The sequence below is a fragment of the Micromonospora sp. NPDC005553 genome, from assembly GCF_042871765.1.
In the GTDB taxonomy this organism is placed as follows: Bacteria; Actinomycetota; Actinomycetes; order Mycobacteriales; family Micromonosporaceae; genus Micromonospora.
Window position 1 is genome coordinate 288,799 of the sequence record NZ_JBIAJD010000006.1, and the last position, 13,220, is coordinate 302,018.

A 13,220-nucleotide genomic window follows, 5' to 3' on the forward strand; every position below is an offset into this window, starting at 1 on the left:
CCCGCGGGGGGGTTGGCCCCCACTAAACCCACCCTGTGTGTGGGCCCGGGGGGGGGGGGGGGCCCCCGCCCGCCCCCCCCCCCACCGTCAGTTCACGAGCGGGAGCAGTTCGCCCCGTTGAGCGAGAAACTGGTCGGGGACGAGTAGGCCCCGCTCAGGGTGCCCTGGTAGCCGAAGCTGGCCGTGCCCCCCGGTGCGACCGACCCGTTGTGGCCGACGTTGCGGGCGGTCACCGTCGACCCGCTCTGGCTCACCGTGGCGTTCCAGGCGTTGGTGACCGTCTGCCCGCCGGGCAGGCTGTAGCTCAGCGTCCAACCGTTGATCGCGCTGGACCCGGTGTTGGTGATCTGCACGTCGGCCGTGAAGCCGTTGTTCCACGAGTTCGCCGTGTACTTCACCGCGCAGCTCGCGCCACCGCTCGGCGGCGGGGTCGTCGGGTTGGTGGGCGGCTGACCGCCACCGTTGACGTTGGCCGAGAACGAGGTCACCGCGAGGCCGACACCGCCCTGCCACGGCTCGAAGCCGGCCTGGATGCTGGTCAGGTACCAGGAGTTGGTGATCGCGCCCCGGTTACGGGTGTCGTTGATGAAGTCCAGCACGCTGAAGTTCAGGCTGGAGATCGCCGAGGACGCGACGTAGGAGATGACGTTGTTGGAGCCGTTGCTGCCCCGCCAGACCTCCCAGGTGCGGCCGGCCAGGTTCGTGGTGCCGACGACCGAGCCGATGGGCTGGATCGGGCCCTGCCGGTTGAGCCAGATCATGATCTCCATCTGGTTCACGCCGTCCCGCTTGGGCGACGGGTCCAGCCAGATGTCGTACGACGCGTTGTAGGTGGCGCCGCTGACGTAGCGGTAGGAGATGCTGCTGGTGGCGCTGCTGATCTGGCTCACCTGGATCGGCAGGTTCGTGCCGGGGGAGCAGTTGGTGTAGTGACAACCAAAGAACACCGAGGGGTACGCCGTGGGCGCCCCGTTGGTGGGGCTGCTCCCGTTCAGCGTGGTGATCTCGAAGCCGTTGCTGGTGGCGTTGATGCACTGCTGGGCGGTGGTGCCCCAGCGGTTGTTCTGCACCACGTAGCGGCCCTGGATGACTGTCGAGCCGTACTGTTCGCAGATCTGGGTGTCGGCGGAGGCGCTCCCGCCGAGGGCCACGGCCACCAGTGAACTGGCGACCAGCAACCCGGCGGCGGCCAGGGCCCGAAGTTGACGTTTCATGACACTCCTCGACTCGGCGCGTGCCGGGCGCCGGATGTGGTGGGGTGGTGCGGGAGCGCTCCCACGCTCAACGACACATTTACATGTCTGAAACTGGTGCGCAACCGTCCGCGTCGAACTGGTGAATTGTGAGGATTGCCATGCCCCGCCGGACGGCTGCCGACGGACGGCCAGCCAAGCGGCTCGGGTCGCCGACGAGCGGCGGGGAGTGGACCGATTGGGCCTGGTGTGCGCCGATCGCTCCGAGTAGCGTGTTGCCTCCAACGCGTGCCGCTCCCCCTCCGGAGGCGTACACCACCATGGGTGGCTCCCCCCTGCGCATCCTCGTCGTCGGCGCGGGCATCGCCGGCCTGGCCGTAGCCCGGGCGCTGCGCCTGGCGGGCTTCCGGCCCGACGTCACCGACAAGCTGCCACCGGGGGAGTCCACCGAGACCGGTCTCTACCTGCCCGGCAACGCCGCCCGCGCGCTGCACCGGCTCGACCTGCACGACCCGGTCCGGCCGATCGGGCAGGTGATCCACCGGCAGCGGTTCTACGACGCCGCCGGCGCGCAACTCTGCGAAGTCGACCTCGACGCCCTCTGGGCCGGCGTCGGCGAGTGCCGGGCGCTGCCCCGGGCCGACCTGCACCGGGTGCTGCTCAGCGGTGCCGGCGGCGCCGTCCGGCACGGCGCCGAGGTCCGCACCCTGGACCTGCTCCCGGGCGCGGTGGGCGTCACCTTCACCGACGGCACCACCACGGAGTACGACCTGGTCATCGGTGCCGACGGGCCACGCTCCTCGGTCCGCGCGCTGGCCGCGCTCGGTGGGCCGCCGCGCCCCGTCGGGCAGGTCGTCTACCGGGCCCTCCTACGCGACGGCCCACCGGTCACCGAGTGGACCGCGCTACTCGGCCAGCGCTCCGGGTTCCTGATGGTGCCGATCGGTGCCGGACGGCTGCACATCTACGCCGACGAGGCCGGCACCGAGGAACCCGCCGACCCCCTCGCCCGGCTGCGGGACCTCTTCGCCGACTACCGCGGCCCGGTGCCCGAGGTGCTGGCGGCCCTCGACGAGGTGCACGTCGGGATCACCGACGAGGTGGAGTTGGGTCGCTGGTACCGGGGGCGCGTCCTGCTGGTCGGCGACGCCGCGCACGCCACCGCGCCCACGCTGTCGCAGGGTGCGGCAATGGCCCTCGAGGACGCCGTGGTGCTGGCCGAGTCGCTGCGCGCCGCCAACAGCGTGGAGGCGGCCCTGGTGGCGTACGAAAGTCGTCGCCGTCCGCGTACCCGATGGGTGCGGGACCGGACCCGGGACCGCAACCGCACCAGGGACGTCCCGCCGGCGCTGCGCGACCCGCTGCTGCGCGGACGCGGCGACCGGATCTTCGGGGAGCACTACCGGCTCCTGCTCGGCCCGCTGTAGGCCCGTAGTAGATCGTGTCACGCCACCCCACGCGGCGCTGCGACCTGCCGGGGACTATCCTCCTTGCGGATGACGGCCCGCCGATAACCAGCGTGTGCCGAGCGGGACAACCGAGAACCGGAGGCCACTCGTGACCACCGTCGCACCCAAGCCGGTCGTGACCCGGCCCTGGCCGGTCCGGGAGCCGGTCAAGGGGTCGGCCATCGCGCGGCTGCTGCGAACCACGGACGCGAAGCAGATCGGGATCATGTACATGATCACCGCGTTCGTGTTCTTCATGATCGGTGGCCTGATGGCTCTGGTCATGCGTGCTGAGCTGGCCCGACCCGGGCTGCAGTTCCTGTCGCCCGAGCAGTACAACCAGCTCTTCACGATGCACGGCACGATCATGTTGCTGTTCTTCGCGACGCCGATCGTGTTCGCCTTCGCGAACTACATCGTGCCGATCCAGATCGGCGCGCCTGACGTCTCCTTCCCCCGGCTGAACAGCTTCGCCTACTGGCTGTACCTGTTCGGCGGAACGATGGCGACCGCCGGGTTCATCACCCCGGGTGGCGCCGCTGACTTCGGCTGGTTCGCGTACGCGCCGCTGAGCAGCGTCGAGCACTCGCCGGGCGTCGGCGCCAACATGTGGATCATGGGTCTGGCCATCTCCGGCCTGGGCACCATCCTTGGCGCCGTGAACATGATCACTACGGTGCTGACCCTGCGTGCGCCCGGCATGACCATGTTCCGGATGCCGATCTTCACGTGGAACATCCTGGTCACCAGCCTTCTGGTGATCCTGGTCTTCCCGCTGCTGGCCGCCGCGCTCTTCGCGCTCGCCGCGGACCGCATCCTCGGCGCGCACGTGTACGACCCGGCAACCGGTGGGCCGATGCTCTGGCAGCACCTGTTCTGGTTCTTCGGTCACCCCGAGGTGTACATCGTCGCGTTGCCGTTCTTCGGCATCATCAGCGAGATCATTCCGGTCTTCTCCCGCAAGCCGATCTTCGGCTACAAGGGTCTGGTCGCCGCGACCGTCGCGATCGCCGCGCTCTCCATGAGCGTCTGGGCGCACCACATGTTCGCCACCGGCCAGGTGCTGCTGCCGTTCTTCAGCTTCCTGAGCTACCTGATCGCCGTGCCGACCGGTATGAAGTTCTTCAACTGGATCGGCACCATGTGGCGGGGCCAGATCAGCTTCGAGACGCCCATGCTCTGGGCGGTCGGCTTCCTGGTCACCTTCCTCTTCGGTGGTCTCACCGGTGTGCTGCTGGCCAGCCCGCCGATCGACTTCCACGTGTCGGACTCGTACTTCGTGGTGGCGCACTTCCACTACGTTCTCTTCGGCACCATCGTGTTCGCGGTCTTCGCGGGCATCTACTTCTGGTTCCCGAAGATGTTCGGCCGGATGCTCGACGAGCGCCTGGGCAAGGTGCACTTCTGGCTCACCATGATCGGCTTCCACACCACGTTCCTGGTGCAGCACTGGCTCGGCGCCGAGGGCATGCCCCGCCGGTACGCCGACTATCAGGTGGCCGACGGCTTCACCACGCTGAACACGATCTCCACGATCGGCGCGTTCATCACCGGTATCTCCACGCTGCCGTTCATCTACAACTGCTGGAAGTCGTACAAGACCGGCCCGGTGGTCGAGGTGAACGACCCCTGGGGTCACGGCAACTCGTTGGAGTGGGCGACCAGCAGCCCGCCGCCGCTGCGCAACTTCGACCGGATGCCGCGGATCCGCTCCGAGCGGCCGGCGTTCGACGCGAAGTTCCCGGAGTTGGCGGCCGGTGGCCAGAGCCTGGCCGGCCCGCCGGAGGGTGGCGCCAAGCCGCTCACCAGCGAGTCGGACGGCGGAGCCAGCTACCGCGAGGACACCGCGAGCGACGTCGACCGGCACTGACACTCAAGCTCAGCAGTACGACGGGCGCCGCCCCCGGGACACCGGGAGCGGCGCCCGTCGCCATTTCCAGCCACTGTCACTCCCACTGTTCGCCCTCGTTCCGGCCGCTCCCCCTCGCTCCCCAGGCCCGCTCGGCATCGGCCCGGCCCGGCCCGGCCCGGCCCGGCCCGGCCCGGCCCGGCCTGTCCTGGGTCGGCCTGGCCTGGCGTCGGTTCGCTCGGCCCCTTTTCGGCTCGTTTCGGTCCGGCCTGGCTCGGTCGGCCTGGCTCGGTCCGGCCTGGCTCGGTCGGCCTGGCTCGGTCGGCCTGGCTCGGTCCGGCCTGGCTCGGTCGGCCTGGCTCGCTCGGTCCGGCCTGGCTCCGTCCGGCCTGGCTCGGTCCGGCCCGGCTGGCGTCGGCCCGGCCCGCCCGGCGCCGGCGCCGGCGCCGGAGCAGGCAATGTCGCTAGTAAGCGTGATGTCTGTGAGTCATCACGATGACTCACAGACATCACGCTTTATGGCGTGTATGCCTGCCGGCTGTCGGGCGGACACCGGGATCTGCAGTTGTCCCGGCACGCCTGGAACTGAGCGGGCCGATGTAGCTACGTCAGATATTGAGCGCCTTGGCCGACACCGCCCTGCCCGCCCTGCCCTGCCCGCCCTGCCCGGCCCACAGCGCCCGGCCCACAGCGCCCGGCCCCGGCCGGCAGTGCCTGGCCCGCCCGGCCGGCAGTGCCTGGCCCGCCCGGCCGGCAGTGCGTGGCCCCGGCCGGCAGTGCCTGGCCCGCCCGGCCCGTTAGTGCGTGGCCCCGGCACGTAGTGCGTGGCCCCGGCACCTTGTGCGTGGCCCCGGCCCGTAGTGCGCGGCCCGGTCTGGGCTGCCGCCCGGGGCGTGTCCGGCTTAGATGGCCCTGTCCGGGCCGGGCCGTTGGATCTGGGCCCGACTGTCAGCGGGCGGCGAGGGTGAGGTCGGCCTCGGCGGGCGGCGGGGTGGCCGCTTCGGCGATGCGGCGGCGGCGCAGCTCGATCGGGAGCACCACCAGGGTGACCAGCGCGCCGAGCGCCCCGGTCACCACGAAGCCCCAGAGTGGCGCGCTGGCGTCGATCACCGCGCCGGCGAGCGGTGCGCCGACCGCGATGCCGACGGTGACCGCAGAGCCGTGCAGACCCATCGCTTCACCGCGCACCTCGGCCGGTACCAGGCGGCTGACCGCGTCCGAGCCGGCCGCGATGGTCGGCGCGCAGAGCGCGCCGGCGGGGATCAGCGCCAGGCACAGCAGCCACCAGTGCGCACCGCCCAGCCCCACCGGAATGGTGCACAGCGCCAGCGCGGCGGTCAGTGCCAGCGGGGAGAACGATCGGTGTACGGCACCGTAGGCGAAACCGCCGGCCAGCGAGGCGACCGCCCAGATGGCCAGGACCACGCCGGTCCAGCCGACCTCGCCGCTGGCCCGCAGGACAGCGACCACCGCCACGTCGGTGCCCCCGAGCACCAGGGTCGCGGCCGCGCTGAGCGCCAGGATGGCGAGCAGTCGCGGGGTCAGCCACTCCCGGCGCGGCACCCGGCGCTGTGGGCCGGCGGGTTCGTTGGCCTCCCGAATCGGTGGGTTGACGACCCACAGGGCGATCCCGGCGGCGACGATGCCGCCACCGACCAGATACATGGTGGTCTGCGCGGAGATCGCGGTGACCAGGGCCACCGCCAACGCTGGGCCGATCATGAAGGACAGCTCCACCGACATCGAGTCCAGTGCGTAGGCCGGGCGGCGTTGGTCCTCGGGTACCAGCGCGGCGATCGACTGACGGACCACGGAGAAGATGGGCAGGGCCAGGGAGCCGGCCACGAAGGCGGCCGGCAGGAGCACGGAGTACGCCAGCGACGGCGCGGTGGACCAGAAGATCGCCTCAGCGATCGCGGTGAGCACCAGGACCGGGCGCAGTCCACGCCGGTCCACGAGTCGGCCGAGCAGCGGCCCGCCGATCGCCGCGCCCACCGTGACCGCCGCGCCCACCAGGCCGGCCGCCCCATAGCCTCGATCAAGATCGAGCACCACGTGGAACGTCAGCGTCACCCCGGTCGCGGTGAGCGGAATACGGGCGAGGACGGCAACCAGTAGCAGCGACCGCAGGCCGGGCAGGGCGAGCGCCCGCCGGTAAGGCTTCATGTTCACGTGGGTCCGTACCTCCGGCGACATCCTCGACCGGCGGCGGCCCCTTGGCCAACCAATTAGCGCCTCATGCGGCCCTGATCACAGGCTGGCCGTGCATGAGCACCCCGGCGCCCTCCATGGCGCGTAGGGCCACGTCGGTGGTCGCCGGGGCGACGGCGGCGGTCAACTCCAGCAGCACGGTGGTGGCGAAACCCTCCCGGGCGGCGTCCAGCGCCGTCGCCCGGACGCAGTGGTCAGTGGCGATGCCGACCACGTCGACCCGGTCCACGTCGCGCCGGCGCAGCCAGTCGGCCAGGCACTCGCCGTCGTCGGCATGGCCCTCGAAACCGGAGTACGCCGCCGCGTGCTCGCCCTTGTGGAAGATCGCCTCGACCTTCGCGGTGTTCAGTTCCGGGTGGAACTCCGAACCGCTGGTGCCGACCACGCAGTGCCGGGGCCAGGACTCCACGAAGTCCGGGGGATCGCCGAAGTGGGCACCCGGGTCGACGTGGTAGTCCTTGGTGGCGACCAGGTGCGTCCACCGGTCCGGCTCGGCGGCGAGTAACCGGGAGATGCCGGCGGCCACCCCTGCGCCGCCGGCGACGGCCAGCGAGCCGCCCTCGCAGAAGTCGTTCTGCACGTCCACGATGATCAGCGCGTTGGCCATCGGGGGGTTTCCTCTCTCCGCACTGTCGGTCGGTGGTGCTCGGGGGATGACTCAGCCAGCGGGTACGACGGTGACCGGCACGGCCGGGTCGCCGGCCGAGAGCTTCAGTCCCTCCCACGGGATGGAGATCAGGCACTCCCGCAGGTGCTCGCGTGACTCGTCGAGGGTGGGCAGCGTCACCGACTCGCCGGCGACCACGTACGACTGCTGGAGCAGGCGGTCGTTGGGCTGCCGGTCGGGAACGCCCTGCGGGACGATGACCTCCTCGGTGGCGGTGCCGGTCGGCTTGTGCCGGCGGACCGCTACCTTCCGGCCGCCGATGGTGGCCTTGTGCTCGGAGCGCTTCACGACCGGCCGGCCCTCGACCTCGACCAATTTGTAGACCAGCCCGGCGGTCGGTGCCCCGGAGCCGGTGACCACGGCAGTGCCGGCGCCGTACATGTCCACCGGTTCGGCGGCCAGCGCGGCGATCGCGTACTCGTCCAGGTCACCGGAAACGATGATCTTGGTCTCGGTGGCGCCCAGCGAGTCGAGCAACTCCCGGGACTGCTGAGCGATCACCGCGAGGTCGCCGGAGTCGATCCGTACCGCCCGCAGGTCCGGCCCGGCCACCGCGATGGCGTTGCGGATGCCCTGGCTGATGTCGTACGTGTCGACCAGCAGCGTGGTGTCCTTGCCCAGCGTGGCGACCTGCGAGGCGAACGCAGCCCGCTCGTCGTCGTGCAGCAGGGTGAACGCGTGCGCTGCCGTGCCCGCCGTCGGGATGCCGTAGCGCGCGCCGGCGGCGAGGTTGGACGTGAACCGGAACCCGGCCAGGTACGCGGACCGCGCCGCGGCCACCGCCGCCTCCTCGTGTGCCCGACGCGACCCCATCTCGATCAGCGTCCGGCCCCGCGCCGCGGTCACCATCCGGGCCGCCGCGGCGGCCACCGCGCAATCGTGGTTGAGCACGGACAGCGCCACCGTCTCCAGCACCACGCATTCGGCGAAGCCGCCGGAGACGGTGAGGATCGGTGAACCGGGGAAGAACAGCTCACCCTCGGCGTACCCGTCGACGTCGCCGGTGAAGCGGTAGTCGGTGAGCCACGCCGCCGCCGCCTCGTCGACCACCCCGGTCCGCAGCAGGAAATCGACCTCGGTGGGGTCGAACCGGAAGTCGCGGATCAGCTCGATCAGACGGGCCGTCCCAGCGACCACGCCGTACCGGCGGCCGCTGGGCAGCCGGCGGCTGAACACCTCGAAGACGCACCGGCGATCGGCGGTGCCGTCCTTCAGTGCCGCGCTGACCATGGTCAGCTCGTAGTGGTCGGTCAGGAGCGCGGGGCGGTGGTTGCTCACCGCCCCAGCCTAAGGTTCAGCTCGGGTCGCCGCCGTCGTGGCCCGGGATCGAGCGCAACGCCGCCCAGAGTTCGGCCCGGGCGGTGACGCCGAGCTTGGCGTAGATCCGCTGGAGGTGGTTCTCCACGGTGCGCGCCGAGAGGTAGAGCCGTTCGGCGATGGCCCGGCTGGGAGCGCCGTGCGCGGCAAGGCGCGCCACCTGCCATTCCCGCTCGGTGAGCACTGGCGCGCCGGCCTGGAGCGCCGGCGTCCGGATCAGGTCACAGCGCCCGAGCAACCCGGCGAGGCGTTCCCGGGCGTCGTTGGCGGCGGCCGAGTGTTGCCGGCGCAGCCGCTGGACGGCCTGGGAGGTGGCCTCCGCGGCGTACACGGTCAACTCCAGGGCGGAGTAGTCGTCGGCGACCGCCAGCAGATCGGTGGGGGAGTCGGTCACCGCGGCGCGGGCGTGCCGGGCCAGCAGCGGCGGGAGCACCCCGTCGACCCGCTCGGATAGCTCGGCGAGGCGCTGCGCGACGGTGCGGCGGCTGCCGTCGGAGCAGGTCGGGCCGACGGCCATGCCCGCCTGGTCGAGTCGGACGAGGTCGTGCAGGACATGCACCTCGTGCCCGGCGAAGCCGTCGGAGCGCAGCCGGTCCACCAGGTCACCGAGGTGTTTGACCGCGCCCGGCAGGTCGCCCGACGTGGCGAGCGACGCGCCCCGGGCCTGCTCCAGCCACGGGTAGAGCACCGCCATGCCCGGCGCGTGCGTGCGGTCGGCCTCGGCCATCGCCGCAACCGCCTGCGCGGCGTCACCGCGCAGCGCCGCCGCCTGGGCGCGTTCGGCCTGGGCCAGACCGGCGTAGACCCGGCTCGTGGCCAGCACCGCGCAGGCACCCAGCGAGGTCCGCATGGCCGCGTCGCTCTGCCCACGCAGCCGGGCCGCGTACGCCTGAAGGATGGCCAGGTAGCCGGTGCCGAGGCGGAAGTCGCCGGCTCCGGCGAGGTCGGCGAACTCGTCGGCCACGATCGCGTCGATCCCGGCCAGGTCGCCGGTGAGCATGAGCCGGGTGCCTCGGGCCAGTTCCAGGGCCAACTGGAGGTACGGCATGTCGGTGCGCCAGCTCGCCGCGGCCGAGTGCACCTGGGCGATCGCCGTACCGCTGCGGGTCAGCTCGCCCTGCGCGGCCTGGACGTACGCGATGGTGGAGCGGGCCAGCTCGCGGGCGGCGACGCCCGCCGCCGGACGGTCGAGCACCCGTCGGCTGAGCTGCACAGCGGTGGCTGTGTCCAGGCGGTGCAGGCGCATGATCGCCTCGAATGCGTGCACCCGGGACCGGTCGGCGGAGTCGCTGAGCTGCTCGGCCCGGCTTGCGATCTCCTCCACCGTGGACTCCCGGCTCAGCCCCCAGTAGCTGACCATGCCGCGTACTGTCAGCCACCGGCAGAGCCGTCGCTCGTCGCCGGGCATGGGGGTGACCGCGTCGAGGACGTCGATCGCCTCGTCGGGCCGGTCGGCGAACATCAGGATGGTGGCCAGCAGCTCCGCCGCGTCGTAGCCGCCGTCGGCGTGCAGCGCGGCCCGCGCCAGGCGGGTCGCCAGCGGCACGTCGTAGCGGGTGAACGCCTGCACCGCGGCGTCCAGCAGCAGAGCCGGATCCTGTGCGGTGCCCGAGTCGAGTCGCCAGACCGCCACCCGCAACAGGTCGTCGCGTCGGCGTTTGCCGACCTGCTCGAGCAGGTCGGCGAGGTGTGCCTGGAGCCGGCGGGTGCGGCTGACCGGGCAGCGACGGCGCATCACCTCGCCGTAGAGCGGGTGTGCCAGCCGGACGTTGGTGCGCCGGTCGTGCTGGATGACGGTGATCAGCCCGCGTTCCTCGGCGGTCTCCACGTCCGACTGTTCGGCGGCCTGCCGCAGTAGGTGCAGGCCCAGTGGTTCGCCGAACGCGACCAGCTCGACGACCGCGCGGACGCCGTCGGTGAGTTTGCCGACCCGGGTGTCGATGAGGTCGGTCAGGTTGGGCGCCAGCTCCAGACGCCCGGTCCACTTCCAGATCCCGTACGTGCGCTTCAACTCGGCGCTGCCGTTGGCGGCGTGCACGAGCTCGCGCAGCAGCAGCGGGTTGCCGGCCGACAGCCGGCCGAGCCGGTCGGCGGAGTTCGCGTCGACCGGGCCGCCCAGGATCGCCGCCAGCAGGTCGGTGGTCTCCTCCTGCGGCATCGGGGTCAGCTCGACGTGCTCGACCAGGTCGTCGGTCCAGAGTGCGCGGATCGGCAGCGGAATCTGCTCACCGTCGCGCAGGGTGCCGACCACTGTGGCGTTCTCGGCGCGGGCGACGAGATGCACGAGTGCGGCCGAGGGGGGATCGAGCAGGTGGGCGTCGTCGATGGCGAGCACGATCCGTCGGCCGGCCGCCTGCTGTTGCAGAACGTTGAGCGCCCAGCGCAGGATGCCGGCGGGGGAGAGGCCCTGCGGCTGCTCGGCGGGGAGGACCTGGACGAGCCCACCGAACGGCAGCGCCGCGGTGGTGGCGCTGGCGGCGATGGACCAGATCGCGAACCGGTCGGTGGGCAACGCGCCCACGCCCTCGCGCAGCAGGCGACTCTTGCCGATGCCAGCGCTGCCGCTGAAGAAGAGCCCGCGGCCGGCCTCGCCGGTCACGGCCTCCAGCAGGCGGTTGAGCTCATCCGTGCGGCCGACGAACTCCCATCGACTCATTCGCGCAGCATATCGACCGGAATCCGTCCGCGCCCGTACCGTCACCGTGCGAAGTTGAGTAATCGCACAATTACCGCTGAGTATTCGAGGTGTTCCGCCCGGTCGTCGGCCCGCCCGTAGTCTTCCGACATCCGATTGACGTACCGGAAATTCCGCGACCGGATTTCCGGTCACCCGCAACGGGAGGCACCTGATGAAGCAGGGCCCTCTCCCCTCGGTCGATTCGCCGGACGACATGACCGGCCCAGCAAACCTACCGACCTGCGGCCCCCTCCCCACCCGGGTCGGCGTGTCCGGCGCCGCCCCGGATGAGCCGCTCGGTGTGGTCGCCGTTGGCCCGGCGGGTGCTGAGCGGCGTGCTGTGCTGGCCACCCTGCTCGAGCTCGACCCGGTCATGCTCACAGTGCCGGCGGGCAGTTGGTTGGTGGTGCGCGACGCCAAGGTGCCCACCCGGGCGGCGTTCGTGCCCGGTTACCGGCAGCCGCACTCGTACGGCGCGGACCGGGACGCCGCCGGTCCGGCGTTGGCCCGCCCGCCCCGGCGTGTCGAGCTGAGCGTGCCCCAGCCGCTGCTGCGGCACTTCACCCTGGTCGACGTTCCGGACACCGCCACCCTCGGTGTGTCCGGCACCCGGGTGCTGCTCGAAGCGGTGGGCCGGGCCGGCGCGATGCTCTTCGTGATCGCCGCCGACCAGGCCTTCACCGCCGCCGAGTTGAACCTGCTCGCCGAAGTCGCCCCGACCTCGGTGGAGGTCGTCTTCGCGGTGACCCCGGGCGCGGCGGGGTGGGCTCCGCTGGCCGACGGCACGGCGACTACGGAGGGCGCGGGGGCGTCCGTCCCGCCGGTCGGGGGTGCGGAGACCGAGGTGGATGCGGTCGCGGTCACTGTGGAGGCGCATCGGGCGGCGCTCCTGGCCGCGGTGCCGGCGCTGGCCGGCGCGCGGTGGTTCCCGGTCGACGGCGCCGACACTGCCGCCGCCCTACGGCGGGCGCTGGTGGGTTGGGCGTCGCGTGAGGGGTTGCAGCGGGCCAGCGTCGACCCACCGATCCTGCCGGGCCAGCAGGGCCGTGTGGCCGTGGCCGCCGATCCGGGTGACTGGTCCGAGCGGCTCGACCGCCATGCCCGCTCGTGTGCTCAGCGGATCCGCCAGCACCTCGCCCTGGAGTTGGCGAACATCCACCTTCGGGCCGTTCAGGAGATCGTGTTCGGAGTCGGCCTTGCCGGCCTACCGGATCTTCTCGACCGTGAGATGGCGGCGTTGTCGTTGTTGGCGACCGCGCAGTGCGATCAGGCGGTGCGCGGCATCATGACCGACGTCGCGTCCCAGGTGCTCGGCGCGCCGCCGGCCGAAGGCGTGCGCCGCCGGATCGCCACCGCTGTGCAGTACGGCCTGGCCGATCACCGGCCCGGCCACGAATTGGACAAGGTGCTGTTGATCACCAGCACGGCGGGCGTGGCCGAGTTGACCGGCATGGAGGCGATCGATGCCGCCGCCAGCTATCCGATGGCGTCCCGGGACGAGGTGCTCCCGCCCATTGCGGTGGCGCTCTCCGGCGGGTGCTGGCAGCAGTGGCGTACGCCGGGCAACGGTGACCACAGCGCGGCGCGAGCCTGGTCCCAGCGGGCGGTGCGCGAGGTCGAGTTGGGCTTGTCCAGGGAGATCTCCCGACGGTTCGAGGTGATCCGCCTCTCGCTGGGCGTGGTGCTCTCCGATGCAGTCGATCACGGCATTCTGCTCGCCTGACGGCGCGCCCACCGGTTGGTCCGGGTCCGGGCCGGACCCCACCTCCGATGGCGTCCGGGGCGGGTCGGGAGGGCCCGGGGTGGGTGATCCGCGCCGGTCCGGCGTTCCGGTTCCTCGGTTCCGGGGAACCGGTGG

Annotated in this window: 8 protein-coding genes; 3 read left to right on the plus strand and 5 right to left on the minus strand. The window is 71.8% G+C overall.

The window, feature by feature from the left end:
- Nucleotides 1-92 precede the first annotated feature (92 nt).
- Complete coding sequence (locus ACFYPG_RS25220; RefSeq protein WP_355005450.1) at nt 93-1,214, minus strand: cellulose binding domain-containing protein; 1,122 nt, start codon at nt 1,212-1,214, stop codon at nt 93-95.
- A 299-nt stretch (nt 1,215-1,513) separates the two neighbouring features.
- On the opposite strand from ACFYPG_RS25220, the gene ACFYPG_RS25225 reads away from it, so the two are divergent.
- Together ACFYPG_RS25225 and ctaD are read left to right on the plus strand one after the other, a co-directional pair.
- Nucleotides 1,514-2,620 (plus strand): FAD-dependent monooxygenase, encoded by a 1,107-nt coding sequence (locus ACFYPG_RS25225; RefSeq protein WP_355005449.1) that lies wholly within the window; start codon nt 1,514-1,516, stop codon nt 2,618-2,620.
- 130 nt (nt 2,621-2,750) lie between these two features.
- Entirely contained in the window at nt 2,751-4,511 is a 1,761-nt protein-coding gene (ctaD, locus tag ACFYPG_RS25230; protein WP_355005448.1) for a cytochrome c oxidase subunit I, read from the plus strand.
- A 927-nt stretch (nt 4,512-5,438) separates the two neighbouring features.
- Here ctaD and ACFYPG_RS25235 read toward each other — a convergent pair.
- Genes ACFYPG_RS25235 through ACFYPG_RS25250 form a run of 4 tightly spaced genes read right to left on the minus strand, consistent with a single transcriptional unit; the run spans nt 5,439 to nt 11,341 of the window.
- Complete coding sequence (locus tag ACFYPG_RS25235; RefSeq protein ID WP_387354086.1) at nt 5,439-6,686, minus strand: MFS transporter; 1,248 nt, start codon at nt 6,684-6,686, stop codon at nt 5,439-5,441.
- Between the two features lie 40 nt (nt 6,687-6,726).
- On the minus strand, nt 6,727-7,308 hold the full coding sequence (locus tag ACFYPG_RS25240) for an isochorismatase family protein (protein WP_387354087.1): 582 nt from the start codon (nt 7,306-7,308) through the stop codon (nt 6,727-6,729).
- A 51-nt stretch (nt 7,309-7,359) separates the two neighbouring features.
- Nucleotides 7,360-8,646 (minus strand): nicotinate phosphoribosyltransferase, encoded by a 1,287-nt coding sequence (locus ACFYPG_RS25245; protein ID WP_387354088.1) that lies wholly within the window; start codon nt 8,644-8,646, stop codon nt 7,360-7,362.
- 16 nt (nt 8,647-8,662) lie between these two features.
- The gene (locus ACFYPG_RS25250) at nt 8,663-11,341 is read right to left on the minus strand and encodes a LuxR C-terminal-related transcriptional regulator (RefSeq protein ID WP_387354089.1); all 2,679 of its coding nucleotides are present in this window, start codon (nt 11,339-11,341) and stop codon (nt 8,663-8,665) included.
- A 193-nt stretch (nt 11,342-11,534) separates the two neighbouring features.
- On the opposite strand from ACFYPG_RS25250, the gene ACFYPG_RS25255 reads away from it, so the two are divergent.
- Nucleotides 11,535-13,085 carry a hypothetical protein gene (locus ACFYPG_RS25255; protein WP_387354090.1) on the plus strand — a complete coding sequence of 517 codons (1,551 nt, stop codon included), beginning with the start codon at nt 11,535-11,537 and terminating at the stop codon, nt 13,083-13,085.
- Nucleotides 13,086-13,220: the final 135 nt, after the last annotated feature.

Coding starts and splice junctions, on each gene's coding strand:
- ACFYPG_RS25220 (WP_355005450.1), bottom strand. CDS start 1,214: ATGAAACGTCAACTTCGGGCCCTGGCCGCCGCCGGGTTGCTGGTCGCC.
- ACFYPG_RS25225 (WP_355005449.1), top strand. CDS start 1,514: ATGGGTGGCTCCCCCCTGCGCATCCTCGTCGTCGGCGCGGGCATCGCC.
- ACFYPG_RS25235 (WP_387354086.1), bottom strand. CDS start 6,686: ATGTCGCCGGAGGTACGGACCCACGTGAACATGAAGCCTTACCGGCGG.
- ACFYPG_RS25240 (WP_387354087.1), bottom strand. CDS start 7,308: ATGGCCAACGCGCTGATCATCGTGGACGTGCAGAACGACTTCTGCGAG.
- ACFYPG_RS25250 (WP_387354089.1), bottom strand. CDS start 11,341: ATGAGTCGATGGGAGTTCGTCGGCCGCACGGATGAGCTCAACCGCCTG.
- ACFYPG_RS25255 (WP_387354090.1), top strand. CDS start 11,535: ATGAAGCAGGGCCCTCTCCCCTCGGTCGATTCGCCGGACGACATGACC.